This is a genomic window from Oceanobacillus sojae (assembly GCF_007991515.1).
Lineage (GTDB): Bacteria > Bacillota > Bacilli > Bacillales > Amphibacillaceae > Oceanobacillus > Oceanobacillus sojae.
In genome coordinates this window covers 55,387-76,234 of the sequence record NZ_BJYM01000002.1, presented here as the reverse complement: position 1 = coordinate 76,234, position 20,848 = coordinate 55,387, and the positions used below count along the sequence as shown (strand labels likewise).

17 protein-coding genes are annotated in these 20,848 nt (G+C 37.9%); 12 read left to right on the top strand and 5 right to left on the bottom strand.

The annotated features are described in order from the left end of the window. The first annotated feature begins 412 nt into the window (after positions 1 to 412). From OSO01_RS02200 to OSO01_RS02190, 3 genes are all read left to right on the top strand, one after another. Complete coding sequence (locus OSO01_RS02200) at positions 413 to 1,774, top strand: dipeptidase (RefSeq protein ID WP_147208200.1); 1,362 nt, start codon at positions 413 to 415, stop codon at positions 1,772 to 1,774. Between the two features lie 228 nt (positions 1,775 to 2,002). Continuing rightward, positions 2,003 to 2,761 (top strand): (S)-benzoin forming benzil reductase, encoded by a 759-nt coding sequence (locus OSO01_RS02195; protein WP_147208198.1) that lies wholly within the window; start codon positions 2,003 to 2,005, stop codon positions 2,759 to 2,761. Positions 2,762 to 2,837: 76 nt separating this feature from the next. Then, the gene (locus OSO01_RS02190; protein ID WP_147208196.1) at positions 2,838 to 2,984 is read left to right on the top strand and encodes a YjcZ family sporulation protein; all 147 of its coding nucleotides are present in this window, start codon (positions 2,838 to 2,840) and stop codon (positions 2,982 to 2,984) included. Between the two features lie 199 nt (positions 2,985 to 3,183). Here OSO01_RS02190 and OSO01_RS02185 read toward each other — a convergent pair whose 3' ends face one another. Together OSO01_RS02185 and OSO01_RS02180 are read right to left on the bottom strand one after the other, a co-directional pair. Beyond that, the gene (locus OSO01_RS02185; protein ID WP_147208194.1) at positions 3,184 to 4,827 is read right to left on the bottom strand and encodes a putative ABC transporter permease subunit; all 1,644 of its coding nucleotides are present in this window, start codon (positions 4,825 to 4,827) and stop codon (positions 3,184 to 3,186) included. Then, a complete protein-coding gene (locus tag OSO01_RS02180) occupies positions 4,817 to 5,542 on the bottom strand; it encodes an ABC transporter ATP-binding protein (protein ID WP_147208192.1) in 726 nt (241 codons plus the stop codon). The genes OSO01_RS02185 and OSO01_RS02180 overlap by 11 nt, the downstream gene beginning before the upstream one ends. Positions 5,543 to 5,860: 318 nt before the next feature. Here OSO01_RS02180 and map point away from each other — a divergent pair, with 318 nt between their 5' ends. Further along, positions 5,861 to 6,613 carry a type I methionyl aminopeptidase gene (gene map, locus OSO01_RS02175; RefSeq protein ID WP_147208190.1) on the top strand — a complete coding sequence of 251 codons (753 nt, stop codon included), beginning with the start codon at positions 5,861 to 5,863 and terminating at the stop codon, positions 6,611 to 6,613. A 63-nt stretch (positions 6,614 to 6,676) separates the two neighbouring features. On the opposite strand, the gene nhaC is transcribed toward map, so the two are convergent. Beyond that, positions 6,677 to 8,041 (bottom strand): Na+/H+ antiporter NhaC, encoded by a 1,365-nt coding sequence (nhaC, locus tag OSO01_RS02170; protein WP_147208188.1) that lies wholly within the window; start codon positions 8,039 to 8,041, stop codon positions 6,677 to 6,679. Between the two features lie 385 nt (positions 8,042 to 8,426). Continuing rightward, positions 8,427 to 9,323, bottom strand: coding sequence for a cation diffusion facilitator family transporter (locus tag OSO01_RS02165; RefSeq protein ID WP_147208186.1), 897 nt, complete (start codon positions 9,321 to 9,323; stop codon positions 8,427 to 8,429). Between the two features lie 814 nt (positions 9,324 to 10,137). On the opposite strand from OSO01_RS02165, the gene OSO01_RS02160 reads away from it, so the two are divergent. After that, the gene (locus OSO01_RS02160; protein ID WP_077603344.1) at positions 10,138 to 10,374 is read left to right on the top strand and encodes a hypothetical protein; all 237 of its coding nucleotides are present in this window, start codon (positions 10,138 to 10,140) and stop codon (positions 10,372 to 10,374) included. Between the two features lie 161 nt (positions 10,375 to 10,535). Continuing rightward, positions 10,536 to 11,846, top strand: coding sequence for an MFS transporter (locus OSO01_RS02155; RefSeq protein ID WP_147208184.1), 1,311 nt, complete (start codon positions 10,536 to 10,538; stop codon positions 11,844 to 11,846). A gap of 70 nt (positions 11,847 to 11,916) precedes the next feature. On the opposite strand, the gene OSO01_RS02150 is transcribed toward OSO01_RS02155, so the two are convergent. After that, positions 11,917 to 12,831, bottom strand: a complete 915-nt coding sequence (locus OSO01_RS02150) for a zinc dependent phospholipase C family protein (protein WP_147208182.1) — start codon at positions 12,829 to 12,831, stop codon at positions 11,917 to 11,919. 159 nt (positions 12,832 to 12,990) lie between these two features. Here OSO01_RS02150 and fumC point away from each other — a divergent pair, with 159 nt between their 5' ends. The 6 genes from fumC (at position 12,991) to OSO01_RS02120 (ending at position 20,824) form a co-directional block, all read left to right on the top strand. Further along, a complete protein-coding gene (gene fumC, locus OSO01_RS02145; RefSeq protein WP_147208180.1) occupies positions 12,991 to 14,376 on the top strand; it encodes a class II fumarate hydratase in 1,386 nt (461 codons plus the stop codon). Between the two features lie 466 nt (positions 14,377 to 14,842). Further along, a complete protein-coding gene (locus OSO01_RS02140; RefSeq protein ID WP_147208178.1) occupies positions 14,843 to 16,510 on the top strand; it encodes a thiamine pyrophosphate-binding protein in 1,668 nt (555 codons plus the stop codon). Between the two features lie 46 nt (positions 16,511 to 16,556). Continuing rightward, positions 16,557 to 18,038: an aldehyde dehydrogenase family protein gene (locus OSO01_RS02135; RefSeq protein WP_147208176.1), complete on the top strand. Its 1,482-nt coding sequence runs from the start codon at positions 16,557 to 16,559 to the stop codon at positions 18,036 to 18,038. Between the two features lie 28 nt (positions 18,039 to 18,066). Next, positions 18,067 to 19,212 (top strand): Glu/Leu/Phe/Val dehydrogenase dimerization domain-containing protein, encoded by a 1,146-nt coding sequence (locus OSO01_RS02130; RefSeq protein WP_147208174.1) that lies wholly within the window; start codon positions 18,067 to 18,069, stop codon positions 19,210 to 19,212. Positions 19,213 to 19,285: 73 nt separating this feature from the next. Beyond that, positions 19,286 to 20,449 carry a M20 family metallopeptidase gene (locus tag OSO01_RS02125; RefSeq protein WP_147208172.1) on the top strand — a complete coding sequence of 388 codons (1,164 nt, stop codon included), beginning with the start codon at positions 19,286 to 19,288 and terminating at the stop codon, positions 20,447 to 20,449. A 180-nt stretch (positions 20,450 to 20,629) separates the two neighbouring features. Next, a complete protein-coding gene (locus OSO01_RS02120) occupies positions 20,630 to 20,824 on the top strand; it encodes an alpha/beta-type small acid-soluble spore protein (RefSeq protein ID WP_077603336.1) in 195 nt (64 codons plus the stop codon). The last annotated feature ends 24 nt before the right edge of the window (positions 20,825 to 20,848 follow it).

Below are 20,848 nucleotides of genomic sequence, written 5' to 3'. Positions count from 1 at the left end.
GATAAAAATCCAATTCCGCCAGCTTTAAAGCAGGAATTGGATTTTTATTTTCTGATGGAAGACTTGTGTGAAAAGTATAAAAAGGATGTACCGGCGTATGGATAGCACCGCTCTCTACTTTTCTTTGACGTTTTTTTCATGTATGATATATAAAGGTTCAAAGCACTGCAATTTTTGAAATACAAGGAAGTTTTAAGGCAGGATATATGAGAAGCAGCAGAGATTCCAGCTTGTAAAGAAATTTAACAGGGCTGGGCAGCCGGTTGCTTTCTGGAAGGCACAAAAATATTGAACCATCAAAAGCACAGCATGAAGTATTCGAATAAGGATATGAGGCAGTTACGTAATACATTAATTTATTATAGGCAGCTGTTTATTTTAATTACATAATGTTGAAGGAGGAAATAAAATTATGAGCGAAAAAGCAATTGCTTACTTAAAAGAAAATCAAGAAGCATTACTAAAAAAATTATATGAATTCTTAGAAATTCCGAGTGTAAGTACAGACCCGGCACACAAGGATGATGTACATCGTGCTGCTGATTTTTTAACCGGGTATTTAAATGAGCTGGGATTTGAAAACGTAGAAAAAATGGAAACAAAAGGCCATCCGCTTGTCTATGCTGAATATACAGCAGCCGGACCTGAGGCACCAACAGTTTTACTTTATGGTCATTATGATGTTCAGCCTGTTGATCCAATCAATTTATGGGATAGTGAGCCCTTCCAGCCAGAAGTGCGTGATGGAAGAATCTATGCCCGTGGATCAAGTGATGATAAAGGGCAAACTTTCATGCATCTTGCTGTTTTTGAAGCGTTTTTGAAAACGGAAGGGAAGCTTCCGATGAATGTAAAGGTTTGTATTGAAGGGGAAGAAGAAATTGGCAGTGAGAATCTTTATGAACTTCTGCACGAGAAGAAAGAGCAATTCCAGGCAGATTTTGCAGTTATTTCTGATTCTGGTATGGCAGAAAAAAATCAGCCGACTATTTTGTACGGTTTAAAAGGCTTTACAGGGATTGAAATTACATTAACAGGACCGGACCATGATCTTCACTCTGGTATGTACGGTGGAGCAGTCCGAAATCCTTTAATGGCAATGAGTCATTTGCTGGCATCTATGAAGGATGAGGAGGAAGTCATTACTGTTGCTGGTTTTTATGACGGCGTGAAGGATTTGACACCAGATGAAAGAGAGCTTATGGAGAAAGCTCCGGGAGAAGACTTTGTAGAAGCGACAAACATTCCGGAAACAGTATCTGAAAAAGGGTATACAGCGAAAGAACATACCATGGGCAGACCGACATTAGAAGTGAACGGACTATTTGGAGGCTATCAGGGAGAAGGTACGAAGACAATTATTCCTTCTACAGCAACAGCCAAAATTACATGTCGTCTTGTCCCTGGCCAGGACCCACGGGATGTCCAGGAAAAATTAGTAAACCATATTTATAAACATGCTCCTTCGGGTGTCCATGTTCATGTGGAAAAGGAAAAGCTCTCTGCAAAAGCATATAAAGTAGAACCGGATCATCCATTAATTAAAAAAGCAGCCAAAAGCTATACAAAAGCATTTGGAAAAGAAACAGTTTTCCTGAGAATGGGAGGCTCCATCCCTGTAGTGGAATGGCTGGAAGCTGCTTATCAATATCCAATTGTTCTTTTAGGATTTGGTACACCGGAAGACCGGCTTCATTCGCCAAATGAAAGCTTTCCGGTTGACAGCTTCGAAAAGGGTATGGAAACATTAGCTTATTATTGGAGCGAGCTGTAATATATTGTAAGTGTTGAAAAAAGATCAGCTTTCGATCGGTTGGTACTGGTTAAGGCTGATCTTTTTACAAAGGATAAAGAATAATATCAGATTTAAAGAAAATACAGTATTTATTTGTACTTGTGATGTCAGTCATACATATAACGGATGTGTGTTTAGGACACATTAGATTTGTTTTATTTAAAAAGGGGAAATAAATAATAATTAGAATAGAGAGGGGTAAAGCGTATGGAGACAGCAATTATTACTGGGGCTTCGAAGGGGTTAGGTGCAGCGCTTGCAAAACTTTTTTTAGAGTCCGGAATAAATGTAGTGGGGATTTCCAGAACAGATAATACCAAATTATATGCATATGCTAAAGAAAACAATGCCGATTATAATTATGTGGCATGTGATCTATCTGAGAAAGCTTCCATACAGAAAGCAATGGAAGGCCTTGATGAAACTTTATTTAAAGATAATAGTGTGTCAAAAGTATACTTAATTAATAATGCAGGCTTAGTTGATCCGATTGATCGTGCCGAGAATATTGAAATAGATGATTTAATGAGACAAGTTCATGTAAACACAGTTGCACCGATGATTTTAACGAACCATTTCTTAGAGAAAGCATCAGAAAATAATGTTCAGCTTATCGCAGCAATAGTGACCTCGGGAGCAGCTGTAAAACCAAAGTATGGATGGAGCGTATATTGTTCTACAAAGGCCAGTATGAATATGTATACGCAGACAGTTGCTTTAGAACAGATGGAACAAGAAACAGAGCATGCTATCATTGCATTTAGCCCGGGAGTCATGGATACAGGAATGCAAAAGACAATTCGTGCCAGCTCAGAGGGTGCATTTAAAGATGTAGAAAGCTTTCGCGCATTAAAAGAGAATAATCAATTAAAGGATGCAGACATTATCGGTGGTGTATTGATTGATATCCTAATGGATGAACATTTAGAAAACGGAAAAATTTATGATGTCCGGGAGTATATTTAAAAAAATGGTCATTCGCCTTCCCAATTTGGATGAAGCTGCATAAGTTAAAGTAGTTCAGATAGAGGAGGTTATACACATGGGTAGAGAAGAATGTTGTGAAGATCGTCAAAGCTTCGGCTCAGCTGGCTTTGCGTTATTAGTTGTGTTATTTATCTTGTTGATTATTATTGGAACTGCTTATTCAGGCGGCAACCAGTGTTACACTGGCGGGTATTACTGTTAATTATTAAAAAAAGACTTGCCGGGTTATATTCCTGGCAAGTCTTTTTACATGGTTTGGAAAGTATAAAATTTTAGCTGATGCCTTTAGAGAGACTGTAATTGTGATCGCAACGACGAAATTTGATGCCGTAAAATTATAAAACAGCAAATATAAGAAAAGCTGCAGATTTGCTATTGGAAAAGCGAATGTGATTTTTAGATTAACTATCCAGATTCTGCAACGTTTCCAAGGTTACTTTTTTCCGTAAATAAGTTTTTGCAATATCTGTTAAAGCTCCTACTGCAATCAGCAGAATGAGCATTATCAGATAAACATTCTTAATATTTGTATTCCAAAGTACAAGTGTTATAATACCAAAAACAGCTGTCTGCACAAGGGAAATAAAAAATGGTGTAAATCTTCCTTTAAATAATTCCTGTTCATCTGTCCAGTGAAGCTTTGGACTAAACACATCGATAAGAAAGTTAATAATTACTGCCAAATAATTATACAATAAGGAAATACCTATCCAGCCGATTAATATATGAATCGGGATATTTACATAAATTCCAACACAGGTAATAAGTATAAATGGTATGAGCGGAATAAGGTAAGCAACCAGTAATTTTGCAAAAATTAAATGGTGAAAAGGGATAGGCAGGAATAAATTTATTTTTCGGCCTGCTCCATCTCTGGAAATAGCGGTAAATGCTGTAGCATTGGCACTTAGCATAATAATTGAGAACATAAATAAGATAAGAAACAGATTTTTTTCCGCTGTAATAGAGCCCAGTGATGACAAACCTTCTCCCAGGTCTAAAAACAGAATAACAGTTATAAATACAGGAAAGAACAATGGCTGAACAACACACTGCATTAAAAAAGCCGGGGTTCGAATAATAATTTTTATATCCTTCAGTATATATGTTTTTAAAATGGAACGCTCTTTTGTTAATTTATGTGAGGCTTTCTCAGATAATTTTCCTTTACTTCCTGAACTCATGCCTCTTACACCCTTCAGATAAAAGTGGTGGCCTGCCAGGATAAATAACAATGCCGTGATTGTAAAAATAGCCAGAAGGGCCGCAAGAGCCGGCAAGCCTGACCAGCTGCCGGCGAAATGAAGGCTGAGTGCACCAAAATAGGCAGGTGGAAAAATCATTGTAATCATTTTCAATATACCTTCCTGCTCCTGCATATAGACAGTGAAGGTATTCATGAGCGCCGCATCATCTAAATTTAAGCGGACAAGCACATTAATCAGAATAACAAATAGCAGGGAACCGGCACCCATAAAGATTTTGGAACGGTCTTTATTTTTGGCAATATTTACGTATCTCATAACGAACATAAGTATAACCGCTACAATAGTAAACGGAATAATTGGGAAAACAATAAACAAAATAAGACCATAAACATAAAATAGAATAGGCGCATTGCTGATGCTTCCGTAAATAAACAGAAATGGAATAAAAATAACTGCCGATATTAAGTAATTGTAAATTAACGGATTTGCTGCTTTGCCAATTAATAATTGATGAGGATGTAAAGGTAACGGGATGTATGCTGTAATATCATCTGAAAAATAAAATGCTGATAAAATGGTAATAAAAGAAAAGAAGAGCAGTACAGCGGTAATAAAAAGAAATGCTAGACCAAGCAGCATGCTTTCCTGATTTACCTCTGCCAGCAAGTGATAAACATTTTCAATAATTGAACGGAAGACCTGCATCATTATTATAAGGAAAAATGGAATCAGAATAACAACAAGTAAACCATAAATCCATGTATTACTCTGTTTGCTGGTGGACGAATATTGCATTTTTAACATAATTTTAGTTACTATCCATGTGTTACGCATCATTTGTCAACTCCAAAAATACATTTTCAAGTGACTGGTCTGTTTGATATTTTGCCTGGAGCTCTTCAATCGTTCCATAAAATAACAGCTTTCCGTGATTAATAATAGCTACTTCATCGCAGATCTGCTCAACAACCTCCAGACCATGACTGGAGAAAAAGACAGTATTTCCTTTGTCAGCATGCTCTCGCATCATTCGCTTTAAAGCATGTGAGGATTTTGGGTCCAGTCCAGTTAACGGTTCATCTAAAATCCAAATGTCGGGATCATGCAGAAGAACAGATGTAACCATTATTTTTTGCCGCATTCCATGGGAATAACTCTGAATATAATTTCCGAGCGCATGATCGATTGCGAATTGTTCTGTATAGTATTTGATTTTCTCCTGCCGTATTTCTTCAGGAACCTGATAAATATCAGCAATAAAATTAAGATATTCTAACCCTTTTAATCTTAGAAAGATATCTGAACGGTCAGGAACAAATCCGAAAATTTTTTTTGCTTTTAAAGGCTCCTTGTCAATATCAATATCATTTAGCGTAATTGTTCCCTTATCAATTGGTAAAATTCCCGTCATCATATTGATGGTAGTAGATTTACCTGCTCCATTTGGTCCAAGGAAGCCGACAATCTTCCCATCAGGAATGGTTAATGTTAAATTATCAATAATTTGATTCTTCCCATCAAAGCTTTTATTAATTTGAGATATTTCTATCATTGGAAAGCCTCCATTTCTGTTAATAGAGTAAAAAACTAAAATAGCAAGAAAAAATATATCTTTATCGTAACACGCTGTTTAAGTTTAGCAAAATAGGAATTTTCTAACTTTAACCACAAAAAATTGTTTCTGAAAGTATTACTCAATTTATACAACAAGAATATGGACTTTCATAAGGATGAGAAAGTTAACTTTCTGTTCGTTTTAGAGCGGTTGTGTTAAAATTTACAATGGACTATGGATACGAAACAGCATTTAAAATAAGCTTATTACCCATAAAGTATTGCGTATATAGAACATAGAAAGGAAGAAAAGTAAATGATAACTAGAAAAAGTAAACGAGAAGTACAGCAAATGCAGGAAGCTGCGGATTTGCTGGTGGCAACACATAAAGAAATTGCAAAGCGTATTAAACCGGGTGTTACTACACTGGAATTAGATACGTTTGTGGAAAAATTTTTAGAGGAGCATGGTGCAACACCGGAGCAAAAAGGCTATAACGGTTATCCTTATGCAATCTGTGCTTCCTTAAATGACGAAATCTGTCATGGATTCCCAAATGATATGCCTTTAAAAGACGGTGACATTGTGACGGTGGACATGGTCGTTAATTTAAATGGAGGGCTTGCAGACTCTGCTTGGACATATGCAGTTGGAAATGTAGACGAAAAAGGGCAGAAGCTGATTGATGTGACAAAAGAAGCGTTATATAAAGGAATTGCTCAGGCGAAACACGGAAATCGTTTAGGTGATATTGGCCATGCCATCCAGTCTTATGCCGAAGCGGAAGGATTTTCTGTTGTACGTGACTTTACTGGCCATGGAATTGGACCTACCATTCATGAAGATCCACATGTTCCACATTACGGATTGCCAAATAAAGGTATCCGTCTAAAAGAAGGCATGGTTATTACAATTGAACCGATGATTAATGAAGGTGACTGGCGCAGTAAGATGGATGATAACGGGTGGACTGCCAGAACAGTGGATAAAGGCCGTTCTGCACAATTTGAACATCAAATTGTTATCACGAAGGATGAAGCGATTATTTTAACAGAGCAGGATAAATAATTTTTAGAAATAGAAAAATCCCCAATGAGAGTGTTGAAACGCTCGTTCATTGGGGATTAACTTTTACTTTTTAGCTGTTCTCGCGCCAAATAAAATAGTGATTATTGGACTTAACAAGCAGAAAAATGCAAACGGCAGGTAAGCCAATACAGGAACACCGAGGACATCTGCGATAAACACACCGCACACACTCCAGGGAACGAGCGGGTTAATTACAGTTCCAGCGTCCTCTAAAGTTCGCGATAGTGCTTTCTTTGTTAACCCAGCGCGTTCATAAATCCGTTGAAATGTTTCTCCGGTTAACAGGATGGATAAATACTGTTCTCCGATAAAAACATTCACACCAATGGCTGTACCGGCAGTTGAAGCAATGATTGATCTCGTTCTTTTGAGCCGTGTTTGAAGTGCATCCAGTATTGTGGGCAGTAGACCAGTAACAAACAATAACCCGCCAAAGCTTAAAGCAAGGAGCACAAGGGCAATAGTGAAAAACATACTTTCCATACCGCCTTTTGTTATTAATTCATTAACAGGCTCGAAGTCTGAACCGCCAGTATACCCTTCAAACCAAGCTTTTGGGACGTCACTTAATGGAAATTTATTCACTGCCATAGCTATTATACTGGCAACCAAGCTGCTGATAGACAATGATAAGAAAGCAGAAAGCTTAAAGATAGTACAAACGATTAATACAATCAATGGAATCCAAGAGCTCCAATGAATCAATCCTGTAGCCTGTAAAGCATCCTGATATTGCGCAATATTATTGTTGGCATAGGATTTACCTGGTGATAAAATTGCAAAAGCAATAAAAGATATAATAAAAGCAGGAATAGTAGTTAAACTAATATGTTTAATATGCTCAAATAAATCTACCCCGACAATAGCTGAAGCAAGATTGGTCGTATCGGATAAAGGTGACATCTTATCACCAAAAAAAGCTCCAGAAACAATTGCGCCCGCTGTAATTGCTAAAGAAGCATCCATTGCTCCAGCCATTCCAATTAACGCGACTCCGACTGTCGCTGTTGTTGTCAGTGAGCTTCCTAAAGAAATTCCGATAATTGCTGTAATGGCAAATACAATCGCATAGAACCAGGTTGTAGAAATAATAGATAACCCTACCATCATCAGTGCCGGGATGGTGCCGCTAATCATCCAGCTGCTGATTAAAATACCGATAACGAAAAACAAGAATACTGCTCCCATGGCAGAGCCGGCGCCTAAAGCCATTGCGTGCTGAAGAGACTGATAGCTGATTTTGTTCCATAGACCATAACCGATTAAAATAAAAATAGCAATAAGAATTGGGATGTGAGGAGCGGTCTCCAGTACAATCATAAAAAAGCTGATAATACCAACAATCATTATAAAGAAGATGATTGAAACAGCTAATGAAGGATTATGCTTTGCCTCAATTGAATTCATTTTATTTCCTCCTTGAATTTACATTCTATATATCATTATCTTACTTCTATAAAAAATCAGGTGATTATTTTATTCAACAAAAAAACTCCGCCCCTAAAATAGGGACGAAGTATATCTCCGCGTTACCACCCTGCTTGATGCACAAAAGCACATCCACTTGATTGCAGTGACAAGTTTTATTACAAAGTCTGTAATTCAATCCGTTATATACCAAGGTTTTCACCACCCACCTTGTCTCTATAAGCTGTCATATAATGATTTACTTCGGACTTTTACTGTCAGAACGATAGAATTGTTAATAATGACTATACAATTAATTTACTGGAATTGTCAATAACAGATTTTGATAATGCTCTAATTTACGTACAAATATAAAATTGTGATTTCAGTCTCGAGTTGTTGACTCTTTGTCTTCTTCATAAGGTTCAATATGAATTAATGCGTGATTAATTCCGTATTCCTTGTAAAGATAGTCTTCAATATGCTCTGTGATAGCATGACTGTCAACGACATTCAGTGTAGGATCCACCAGAATAGTTATATCTAAAAGCTCCTGGTTTCCGTGAATTCTGCCTTTAATATCAACAATATCACGGACATTTTTAAATGTTCGAATAGCATTCTTCATTTCATCCAATTTCTTATAATCAAACCCGTCTGTTAATGTAACAGTTGAGTCTTTAAAAATATCCCAGGCTGTTTTACAAATAATTAATCCAACTAACACAGCAACGACAGGATCTAGCCAGAAAAGCCCAAATTGTGCTCCGATAATACCGATAAATACACCAACACTTACAAAAGCATCAGAGCGGTTATCCATTGCCGCTGCAAAAAGTGCGCTGCTTCCTACTTTTTTTGACAGCTTCAAATTATAGCTGTAAACACCAAGCATAACGAAGGCAGCAAATAGAGCAACCCAGGCTGTCAGCATATCCGGTTGAGAGTAGTTGGATAGATACAGCGTCTGGCTGGCAGTAAATATAACTTGAAGGCCGATAAGCATCATAATAAAAGCTGCAAATAAAGAAGCAATACTTTCTGCCCGGTAATGGCCGTAACGGTGTACGGAGTCTGCTGGTTTCCGTGCTATTTTTAATCCCACTAATACAGCAATGGAAGCGATGATATCTGTAAAGTTATTTAATCCATCTGCCCGCAATCCGTCAGAACTTCCGATGGAAGCAATATAAAGCTTCATAACTGCTAAGAAGATATAAGCAACGATGCTTAACCAGGCGCCCTTTTCCCCGGTTTTTAAGTTTTCATTATGATTATTCATTTTAATCCCACCATATTTTAATATTCATTGTTTAGCGATGAAGAATTCCTTTTTGAACATCCTCTTTTAAGAAGATAGCTTATATAGTCTATCAAATCACCTGCTGGTGGGTCTAGAGAAACATAACAGACCACAGGAAGAGTTATTGAAAGCTGCAAGCATATTTTCCTTTGGGAAAAAAACATTACTCAGGCAGTATTTATTGTGGCTCTCTATTTGAAAAATAATTCGGAAATAAGATTTCAAAATACAAAGCATAAACTCTATTTAGAACGAAGATAACGTGTAAGGTCACTGCTGCAGCGGACCGTTTTGCTTTCCTAGAGACATGCTCTTTAGCTAACCTTTTCTAAGAAGAGCGCTTGGTAAAAGTGGATCTTCAGATGATGCTTTTCCCTTAGGAGTCAAAACAGCCCGCCTCCGCTAGAAGGAGATCCTGTACTGTTTAATACAACTTAGCCAATAGAAATTAGACCAGTAAAGAACATTTTTTTCTTGGTGCATATAAAAATGTCCGTCATGATTACTTTCTATGTATAAAAGCTATTCCCGATATTTACTATCCCATGCTGTGACATCATTTAAATTGCCAAATCAACCATTTGAAACATTAAAATGATGTGGTATCTTGATAAATACCTTCCTAAAGCCTTGAAAATACATGTTTCACCGTATCTAAGAACTTAGTTTGCGCGTACCTTAAATAAAGGCAATAAACCAAATAAGCAGAAAAAAATATTTTAAAATATATTTTAGTTGAAATTTATAGAAAGTTTGTGCATAATGGGAAAAAGGCTTAAGGGGGGAATTTTCCGTGAAACAAGAAAAAGTCGTTTATCGCTTTTTTCAATATGTAGGAGAGCCGTTAACAGCAAGAAAAGAACTGGCGTTTGAAGAGCAGTTGTATGCACAATTATTATTGGACGAGCTTTGTTTTAACTGGAATAAGTCTCACTTGGAAGATAAAATAAATCATGCAATTGAAACAAATAATTATAATGATTTTAAGAAATATAGTAAAGCTTACAAACAATATGTTTGGGAAGATTAAGCATACAAGCATAGGACGCTGTCTAAAGCGTGCCTATGCTTTTTTTGTTTCTGTAATTATGCTTTTTACCGAAGTGAATATTTAGTAAATTCATATTGATTAAAAAACTGATAGGATAAACCAAATAAATCCATTATAATGCAAGTAAGAGGGGGGATAAGATGGACTCAAAATCGAAAAAGAAAATACAGCGCAGCTGGATGATGTATGATTTTGGAAACTCTGCTTTTGCAACAACGATTATGGCGGCAGTACTGCCGGTTTATTATTCAACTGTTGCTGCTTCGGGGCTGGATGATCATTTAGCAACGAGTTATTGGGGTTATTCACAATCTATCTCTGTTTTAATCGTAGCTATCCTTGCACCAATTCTGGGTGCTATCAGTGATTTTTCTGCGGCAAAGAAAAAATTTCTTCGTTTTTTTGCGTTTATGGGGATTATTGCAAGTATTCTAATGATCTTTATCAGTGAAGGCGATTATTTGCTCGCTTCTTTATTATTTATTATTGGTTCGATCGGGTTCTCCGGCGGAAATATATTTTATGATGGTTTTCTGCCAGAGATTGCAGAAAAAGAAGAGATGGATAAAGTATCATCAGGAGGCTTTGCATATGGATATATTGGCGGCGGAATTCTACTAGCCATTAATGTCATGATGGTATTAAATCCGTCATGGTTTGGTATTGCAGATACAGAGTGGGCAACCAGAATTTCACTTGCTTCTGTAGGAATATGGTGGCTTATTTTTACGATTCCGCTGCTTAAAAATATAAAAGAAGAGAAAAAAGAGAAAGTGGAACGGACGAAATCATATGTATCAATCGGTTTTCAACGAGTGGGTAATACTTTCCGGGAAATGAAACAATTCAAACAGCTGATTATTTTTCTGATAGCTTTCTGGCTTTATAATGACGGTATTTCCACCATTATTCGTATGGCTACTGTTTATGGAAGTGAGATAGGTATCGGCCAAAATGATTTAATTATTGCATTATTAATTACGCAGTTTGTCGGGATTCCATTTACATTCTTTTTCGGCTGGCTGGCGGTAAAAATTACAGCAAAAAAAGCCTTATTTATTACTTTATATGTTTATTTAGGAATAGTTATTATTGGTTATTTTATGAGTACAGCATTACATTTTTATATCTTAGCGATTATTGTAGGTATGGTCCAAGGAGGAGCGCAATCATTGAGCCGGTCTATTTTTGGAAGAATGATTCCGACTGGCAAGCACGCTGAGTTTTTTGGATTTTACGGTATTTCATCCAAATTTGCAGCCGTCATTGGACCGTTTATGTTTGCGCTTATTGGACAGCTGACAGGGAATAGCCGTTTAGGAATTCTGTCACTTATCTTTTTCTTTATTATTGGAATACTTCTCCTGAAATTTGTAGATATTGATAAAGGAATAGAAGAGGCGAAAAGAGCTTCGAATAAAAATGAGGAAGTAAAAATACGTCCGCAATAAATTGAATAAAAACAAAAAGAAGCGCATGCTGTTTGATTATACGAAATCAAAAAACATGTGCTTCTTTTTATTATACAATTGGTGCACTAAAACGGTTTGTGAAATGATCTGCTAAATGTGTACCAGTATCATATGAAATATTACCAATACGGCGGATCAGCTGTTTTTTTATAGATTCTTCGGCTTCATTCCAATAGTCAAAAGCCAGAGGAAGTACGCTAACTACATCATTTAAGGCATCCGTATATAATTCTTCAAAGCTTTCCTCATATAACTCTCCTGTAGCTGAATGAACCCAGGATGTTTTTCCTTCATTAAGATAATCGACATATTCATCAGCCGGCTGATGTGAATAGGAGCGGATAAATGGTTTCAACAGTTTATTTTTCAAGCCTGACGGATCAGAAAAAAGCTTTTGAGCGGTAATCATATCCTGGTAAGCAGTTTGAACAGTGTTTGTTTGAAAAGACAAATCAGGATAAACTTTCCGGATAGCTTCATCCAACAGATATAGAATGGCTGGCGACAGCATTTCGCCGAGGTAAATCTCTTCAAATACCGGATGCTTCCAAATCTCTTTTTGCCGATGTTTTAAAGCCATTTTTGTATCAATAATTGTTTCCAGCAGCTGATGTTTGCTTCCTTGGTAACCGGCACGGTAATGGATATAGGGATGTGTATGACGGTCCAAAAAATGATGTGTGATAAACCCAATTACATAAGCTTTTACCTCGTCTGGTTGTCTGTTTGCCTTCTCAATAAGATACAGTAGAAAAGGGCCGCATTCTTTTGTATGTAATGCATTACCGATATCATGCCCGGCCTTTTGACCGGAAAGCCAAGGCCAGAATCGATAATAGAAAAAAGGATCGGGACCTTGTGCGCCCAGAAATAAAGCATTTCTGTCAGGAGAATCGGGTATATCAAATGATAGTGAATTACAAGCATCTTCTGCGAAAAAAATATGTGTCCAGATATTCGGCATGTTTTATTCCTCATTTCTGTCAGGTTTAAAATGGATGAAAAAGATAATATTTTCTGAAAATAAGATTACCTATATCATATCACGAAAAAGAAATCGAAAAAAATGAAATAATTTGGTACACTAGATATGGATTCAGGAAAAGTTCAAGGAGGAATCAGGATGGATTATCGCATAGAAAAAGATACGATTGGGGAAATCAAGGTCCCTGCAGACAAATATTGGGGAGCACAGACACAGCGCAGTAAGCAGAACTTTCCGATTGGTCAGGAAACAATGCCTGTAGAAATTATTAAAGCGTTTGCAATTTTAAAAAGAAGTACAGCAATTGCTAACTTTGAGCTGGGCTTAATGGAAGAAGAAAAAGCAGAAGCAATAAAATATGCCGCAGATCAAGTATTAGCAGATAAATTAAATGAACATTTTCCACTGGTAGTCTGGCAAACAGGAAGCGGGACACAATCAAATATGAATGTAAATGAAGTATTGGCTTATGTGGGTAATGGATGGTTAAAAGAGCAGGGCAGTGAATTAAAGCTTCACCCAAATGATGATGTGAATAAATCGCAAAGCTCAAATGATACATATCCTACAGCCATGCATGTAGCAGCGGTATTAAAATTGGAAGATACAGTGTTGCCTGCCATTCAACAATTAAAGGGAACCTTGGAAGAAAAGCAAAATAAATTCGCTGATATTGTAAAAATTGGCAGAACTCATCTGCAGGATGCAACACCACTGACATTAGGTCAGGAAATCAGCGGCTGGCATCGGATGTTAGAAAAATCGTACACAATGATCAAAGAAAGTAACGAACATCTGCGGGAATTGGCTATTGGCGGAACAGCTGTAGGAACTGGTTTAAATGCACATCCAGATTTCTCAGAAAAGGTTTGTAAAGCTATTTCAGAGTATACTGGAAAAAGCTTTATTTCTGCAAAAAATAAATTTCATGCATTAACTAGTCATGATGAGACTGTTTATGCCCACGGAGCATTAAAAGGACTTGCTGCAGATATGATGAAAATTGCCAATGATGTCCGCTGGTTAGCAAGTGGACCACGCTGCGGGATTGGAGAAATCACGATTCCAGCAAATGAGCCGGGCAGCTCTATCATGCCAGGGAAAGTAAACCCGACCCAAAGTGAAGCAGTAACCATGGTTGCGACACAGGTAATGGGAAATGATACAGCAATCGGTTTTGCTGCGAGTCAAGGGAATTTTGAATTAAATGTATTCAAACCTGTCATCGCTTATAACTTCTTACAGTCCAGTCAATTGCTAGCAGACAGCATTCTTTCCTTTGATGAGCGTTGTGCTGTAGGAATTGAAGCAAACCTGGAGCAAATCGAGAAAAACCTGCATGGCTCGCTAATGCTGGTAACAGCTTTAAACCCGCATATCGGCTATGAAAATGCTGCGAAAATTGCTAAAACAGCCTTTGCTGATAATGCAACATTAAAAGAAACAGCGGTGAAGCTAGGCTTACTGACAGCTGAGCAATTTGACGAATACGTGAAACCAGAAGAAATGACACATCCAAAATAAGTACAAGCAATCCGGAAAAACTGTTGAGTTTCTATTTTAAAACTCAACAGTTTTTTTGAGTAGAAAAAGCGGAATATTGGTGTGAAAGTAAACTTTTTTGTGTGAAAATCCAATATGCAGGACAAGACTCTCTGCAAATGATGTAACCGCTATCGAAAGCTGGAAAACACCAAGGAAATCGCTTCGCTTCCCTTGCAATCTTTTGAAGGGTACTATAAGCTGAACTTAAATTAAAAACTTCCATTTGAACTTTTTTCTCACTTATAATCGGTTTATTGTTTTCCTTTCTCTATTATTTATTGTTGAAGAGAAGATTTACATGCGAATAATTATAAAATACATAGAAATAGTTAATAGGTTTTACGCAGCCAGTTATATTTTACTGTTCTGTTTGGAGCGGAACTATAATGGAGGTGTCCGATGAAAAAGGTGAAAAAAGCATTCATGCAGCAAGGAGAGGATTATCATGGTAAAACAGAAGGAATTTACAGTTGCAGATGCAATTGTAAAAGAACTTGTCAAGGCAGGAGTAGATACAATTTTTGGAATTGTCAGTATCCATAATATGCCTATTTATGAGGCGATGCTGGAGGAAGGTTCCATCCGAATGGCGACTGCACGGGGAGAGAGTGGTGCCGTTAATATGGCAGATGCTTATTCACGCACAACAGGTAAATTAGGTGTTGTGCTTACCAGTACAGGGGCCGGAGCAGGTAATGGGGCAGGCTCATTAACGGAAACCTGGAATTCAGGAACACCGCTTCTTCACATTACAGGAGAAGCAAATTATAGCTATATTGGAAAAGATTTACGCTACATTCATGAATGTAAAGATCAGCAAAAAATGATGGAGGGTGTTAATAAAACATCTTACTTATTACGGCTGCCTCGTCAGATTATACCATTTATGCGGACAGCCATTAACGAGGCTCTCGAAGTCCCTAAAGGTCCTGTCACTGTATCTATTCCAACGAATTTCCAAGCACAGATTATCCCGCAAAACCAGATTATCGAGACAGAAATACAGCCGAAGAAGACAGAAATTACTGTACCAGAAGAAATAATTGAAGCAATTATATCTGCGAAAAGGCCGATTGTTTGGACAGGCGATGGCATTATTCATTCCGGAGCATCTGAAGAGCTTTTAACATTAGTAGAAAAGCTTCATCCGGCAGTTGTGACAAGTGAATCTGGAAAAGGCGGCATCCCGGAAAATCATCCGCTTTGTATCGGAAATTTTGCTGCAACGCCACAATTTACAGAGCTTCTGAAAAAATCAGATTTACTTATTAGTATCGGCGTCAGATTTCGTGAAACAGAAACCGCTGAAGGTACGCTGCCTTTGCCGGAAAATCATATCAATATTGATTTGAACCCACATGCTTTTAATCGTAATTATGCTACAAAATACGGATTAATTGGTGATGCGAAAGCAGTTTTACAAACAATTAATAAAACGCTTGCAGAAAAACATGTTCAATCAGACAATTCCTATGTCGAAGAAATAAAAGCGTGCCGCCAAGCTGTTCGGAATGATTTAAACGAGACCATCCAGCCTTATGGAGATTTTGCCCGTATTATGAACAAGCAATTGCCGGAAAACACAATTTTAGTAACGGATGTAACGATGCATGGATATATATGGGGAAACAAACTGGTAAATATTCATGAGCCTGGGAACTATCTGCATATGACCGGTGGAGGAATTGGGCAGGGGTTGCCGATGGCAGTCGGCGCAAAAATAGCGCAGCCGGAAAAGCCGGTCGTTTTAATAGCTGGTGATGGAGGATTTATGGTGAATGCCGGAGAGATGATTTCAGCTATTCAGGAGGATGCGCCAATCATTGTTTTGCTGTTTGATGACGGTGGCTATGGAATCCTGCAGTATTATCAGGAAGCAGCGTATGGCAGACAGACAGCTGTTCATTTGAAAAATCCTGATTTTGCGATGATGGCAAAATCGATGGGCTTTGAAGCGGAAAAAGTAACATCTGCCAGTGAATTTGATAGCGTTCTGGAAAAAGCACTTACAAGCAATCAATCCTATATGATTGTTGTCGATGCCAATAAAATTGGTGATTTGAAATATGAAGATTCACCAGAATATATTCAATCATTCCGACCGCATCAATAATAAAGCAGCTAGAATCAATCAGATTTTATCAAAGGAGAATCGTAATATGACAAAACATTTAAAGCTGTATATAGATGGAGAATGGACCGATTCTGCCAATCCAAACATGCAGGACGTGATTAACCCTGCAAACCAGGAGGTTATTGCGAAAGCCTCACAAGCTACAAAAGAGGAAACAGAAAAAGCAATTTGTACTGCTAAAAAAACATTTGAAAGCGGCGTCTGGTCGGAACTAACGCCGGGAGAAAGAGCAGAGATACTGTTTCAAATTGCAGATAAGATAGAAGTGAATTTGAATGAATTGGCAGAGCTTGAAGTAATGAATAACGGTAAAACAAAAAGAGAAGCTGATGCCGATGTGGAAGACGCCGTAAATACCTTCCGTTATTATGCCGGGTTGTTACACAATCAAACTGATGAAACCTTTGAGGCAGACAAAGATTTGCAAACAGTGATTGTGAAAGAGCCGATAGGAGTAGCCGGTTTAATTGTACCTTGGAATTTTCCAATTCTGATGAGCGTATGGAAAATAGCACCTGCTCTGGCCGCAGGGAATTCCATTATTTTAAAGCCTGCAGAGATAACTCCGATAACAGCAGTTAGGCTTTATGAACTTATAGAACAGACAGATTTACCTAAAGGTGTTGCGCAGCTGCTGCTGGGAACAGGATCTGTTGTTGGCCAGACACTTGCTGAAAGTAATGATGTGGACATCGTTTCCTTCACAGGCAGCACGAAGGTCGGGCAGCAAATTATGCAGGCTGCGGCGGGAAATTTAAAAAAAGTTTCCCTTGAGCTGGGCGGGAAATCTCCGAATATTATTTTAGGTGATGCAAACATTGATTTAGCAGTAGATTATGCTTTATTCGGTATTTTTATGGGAGCTGGACAAGTCTGTACGTCCGGAAGCCGGCTGCTTATTCAGGAAAACATTTATGATGAATTTATAGAAAAATATATAGAAAGAGCGAGTGCCATTCGTGTCGGTCCTGGAAAGGATACAAAATCAGAAATGGGAGCGATTGTCAGCGAAAGACACATGGAAAGCATTTTAAACTATATCCAAATTGGAAAAGAAGAGGGTGCACGTCTGGCCTTAGGCGGCAACCGTATAGAAAAAAACGGTTTGGAGAAAGGCTTTTTCATTGAGCCGACAATATTTACGGATGTTACAAGCGATATGCGTATCGTCCGGGAAGAAATTTTTGGTCCTGTTATTGTTATTCAGAAATTTAAAGATGAAAAGGATGCAATTCAAATCGCAAATGATACCGATTACGGGCTTGCAGGTTCAGTATTTACCAAGGAGCAGGGCAAGGCTATCCGCATTATAAAGAAGATACGTGCCGGCATTACATGGGTGAATACATATCACTTATCCAGTGTACAATCTCCGTGGGGAGGTTATAAAACAAGCGGTATCGGAAGAAGTCTTGGGAAATATGGGTTGAATGAATATCAGGAGACAAAACAAATTAATATCAGCATAAACCCTGAGAGACTTGACTGGTTTGATGGAAATAAATAATTTGAAAGAAAAATAAAGGAGAAGAGAAATGTTAAAACCATACTTAGTTCTAGAATGGAATGATACAGAAACAGATGCTCAAGGCTGGCTTGTTGTTCAAAATTTAAAAAAGGGATATTCCGGCGGAGGAACCAGAATGCATCCTTCCGTAACGAAAGAAGAAGTGATCCGGCTTGCTGAAGCAATGGCTTATAAATATGTAGCAAGCGGTTCTCAAACCACAGGCGGATGTAAAGCAGGAATTGCTTATGATTATAAAGCGCCGGATGCACACGGTGTATTAAAACGATTTTTAATCGCTATGATGCCGTATATTGATAACGGTGTGTCCTTAGGGAATGATTTAGGAACAAAATACGAAGATATCCTGGAAGTCTTCCATGAATTTGGTATTGATATCCCGCTGACAAAATCAATGAAAGAAGATCCCGTCGTCTTAAAAGGAATAAAAGACTATGATTATTTGTTAACACAAAAAATGGATGGGCTTCTTTTAAACGATATTGTTACAGGCTACGGAGCTGCATTTGCAACAGATGAAGCATGGAAGTTTACGAATGGAAAAGGTGGGGCAAAAGTAGTTATTCAGGGGTTTGGCTGTGTTGGTGCCAGCTGCGCATTAAAATTGCATAACCTGGGATACAAGGTAGTGGGTATTTCTGATGCTAATTTATTGGTAAGCTGTGAAGAAGGATTAGATATTCCTTCCCTTATCGAACATAAAAATGAATATGGTGAAATGGATCAGGCTTATTTTGAACCAGACTATCGTGTAAGACCAAACAATGAGTGGCTGGACGTAGATACAGATATTTTAATTCCTTGTGCACTGGAAGATGTGATTAATGAATCCAATGCAGATAAAGTCAATGCAAGCCTGATTGCAGAAGCGGCAAATATTCCGATTTCTGCTGGAGGAGACAAAATCATTAAAGAAAAAGGAATTCATTTAGTAAATGATTATGTAGTGAATTTAGGATCTGTACGTGCTTATGATGTAGTGGTATTCGGTCTTGTAGACCCGACGCCTCAAGCTGTGATAGATGATATTGAACAGCTGTGCCGGAAAAATGTACAGCATTTGTTTATGGAAGCTGAAAAACAAAAAAGATATCAGAGAGAAGTAGCAAATGAGCTTTTTAAGCCTGGGAAAAGTGATTTATTAGAATATTAAAAGACAGTGGAGAGCGCAGAGGGATGCGTTCTCCATTTTACAAATCAGATAACAGTTAAGGCGGGGTATTCGGATGGAAAAGATCTTAAAAGAGAAATTAGCAGACATTCAACAGCGATTATGGGATATAAGCGAAAAAATGTACCATAACCCGGAATTGGGAGATGAAGAATTTGCATCAATGGAGCTTTTGACGAATTTGTTAAGAGAACATCAATTTCAAGTGGAGACAAATATTATTAATCGTCCGACTGCATTCAAAGCAGCTTATGACAGCGGCAAGCCAGGCCCGGCAATCGCCTATTTGGCAGAATTTGATGCACTGCCCGAGATTGGTCATGGCTGTGGACATAATTTAATTGGAACGATGAGTACTGGTGCAGGAATAGCTTTAAGCAAGGTGCTCGATCAAACAGGAGGGAAAGTGATTGTCTTTGGTACACCTGCAGAAGAAACGAACGGAGCAAAGGTGCCAATGAGCAAAGAAGGTATCTTTAATGATATGGATGTGGCCATGATTCTTCATCCGGAAGGCGAATCCAGAGAAAGTGGAGCTTCACTGGCAAATGATGCGCTTGAATTTAAATATACAGGAAAAGCAGCGCATGCAGCCGCATCTCCTGAAGAGGGAATTAACGCGCTTGACAGTGTTATTCAATTATACAATGGTATAAATGCTTTGAGAGAGCATTTACCAGATGACGTCAGTATACATGGAATCATTACTAAGGGCGGAGAGGCAGCGAATGTTGTCCCTGATTTGGCTGCGGCTGAATTTTATATTCGGGCCCAATCACGCCAAACTTTAGATGAAGCCAAAGAGAGGGTCATGCAGATTGCAAAAGGAGCAGCATTAATAACTGGCGCGGAAATCGAGATAATAGAACAGGAAGGTAGTTATAATAATATGGTGACTAACCGGACGCTTTCAGATATATTTACAAAAAATTTAAAAGCAGCAACTGGTGAAATTGTATATCCTCCTCAGCTTTTGAAAGCTTCTATGGATATGGGAGATGTGAGTCGGGTTGTACCGGCAATACATCCATCGATTGGAATAGGTGACGCTTCACTGGTTCTGCATACAAAAGCGTTCGCAGATCAGACTGTTAGTCCAGCTGGGAAGCAGGCTCTGGTTAATGGTGCACTGGCATTAGCTTGTACCGGCTATGATATTTTATCCGATACTGTATTATTGGATGAAATAGAAAAAGAGTTTGAAAAAGTGAAGAAGTAACATCGTTTTTGAGTCATCTCTTTTATATGTATAAAATGTAAGGAGTTTGAATAAAAGTGTTTGGCTGCAGTAAAATTTTATAATTATAAACGATAAGCTATTTGCCATCATAATTACCAATAATTAACTATCATAAGTTCAGAAAAAATGCAGATGATATGTTTACAGGAGGTGATAACTATGGCAAATAACAATTCAAACCAATTAGTAGTGCCTGGAGTACAACAAGCTCTTGATCAAATGAAGTACGAAATTGCTCAAGAATTTGGTGTAAACCTTGGTCCAGATTCAACTTCTCGTGCAAACGGTTCTGTAGGTGGGGAAATCACTAAACGTTTAGTGCAAACTGCTCAACAACAAATGCATGGTAAATAATTTTATTAAAAAAATATTACTGGC

Excerpts from the sequence above, each read along its gene's own strand:
- OSO01_RS02190 (WP_147208196.1), top strand. The coding sequence starts at position 2,838 with ATGGGTAGAGAAGAATGTTGTGAAGATCGTCAAAGCTTCGGCTCAGCT.
- nhaC (WP_147208188.1), bottom strand. The coding sequence starts at position 8,041 with ATGAATTCAATTGAGGCAAAGCATAATCCTTCATTAGCTGTTTCAATC.
- OSO01_RS02135 (WP_147208176.1), top strand. The coding sequence starts at position 16,557 with ATGACAAAACATTTAAAGCTGTATATAGATGGAGAATGGACCGATTCT.
- OSO01_RS02180 (WP_147208192.1), bottom strand. The coding sequence starts at position 5,542 with ATGATAGAAATATCTCAAATTAATAAAAGCTTTGATGGGAAGAATCAA.
- OSO01_RS02120 (WP_077603336.1), top strand. The coding sequence starts at position 20,630 with ATGGCAAATAACAATTCAAACCAATTAGTAGTGCCTGGAGTACAACAA.
- OSO01_RS02195 (WP_147208198.1), top strand. The coding sequence starts at position 2,003 with ATGGAGACAGCAATTATTACTGGGGCTTCGAAGGGGTTAGGTGCAGCG.
- fumC (WP_147208180.1), top strand. The coding sequence starts at position 12,991 with ATGGATTATCGCATAGAAAAAGATACGATTGGGGAAATCAAGGTCCCT.
- OSO01_RS02130 (WP_147208174.1), top strand. The coding sequence starts at position 18,067 with ATGTTAAAACCATACTTAGTTCTAGAATGGAATGATACAGAAACAGAT.
- map (WP_147208190.1), top strand. The coding sequence starts at position 5,861 with ATGATAACTAGAAAAAGTAAACGAGAAGTACAGCAAATGCAGGAAGCT.
- OSO01_RS02140 (WP_147208178.1), top strand. The coding sequence starts at position 14,843 with ATGGTAAAACAGAAGGAATTTACAGTTGCAGATGCAATTGTAAAAGAA.
- OSO01_RS02150 (WP_147208182.1), bottom strand. The coding sequence starts at position 12,831 with ATGCCGAATATCTGGACACATATTTTTTTCGCAGAAGATGCTTGTAAT.
- OSO01_RS02125 (WP_147208172.1), top strand. The coding sequence starts at position 19,286 with ATGGAAAAGATCTTAAAAGAGAAATTAGCAGACATTCAACAGCGATTA.
- OSO01_RS02165 (WP_147208186.1), bottom strand. The coding sequence starts at position 9,323 with ATGAATAATCATAATGAAAACTTAAAAACCGGGGAAAAGGGCGCCTGG.
- OSO01_RS02185 (WP_147208194.1), bottom strand. The coding sequence starts at position 4,827 with ATGATGCGTAACACATGGATAGTAACTAAAATTATGTTAAAAATGCAA.
- OSO01_RS02155 (WP_147208184.1), top strand. The coding sequence starts at position 10,536 with ATGGACTCAAAATCGAAAAAGAAAATACAGCGCAGCTGGATGATGTAT.
- OSO01_RS02200 (WP_147208200.1), top strand. The coding sequence starts at position 413 with ATGAGCGAAAAAGCAATTGCTTACTTAAAAGAAAATCAAGAAGCATTA.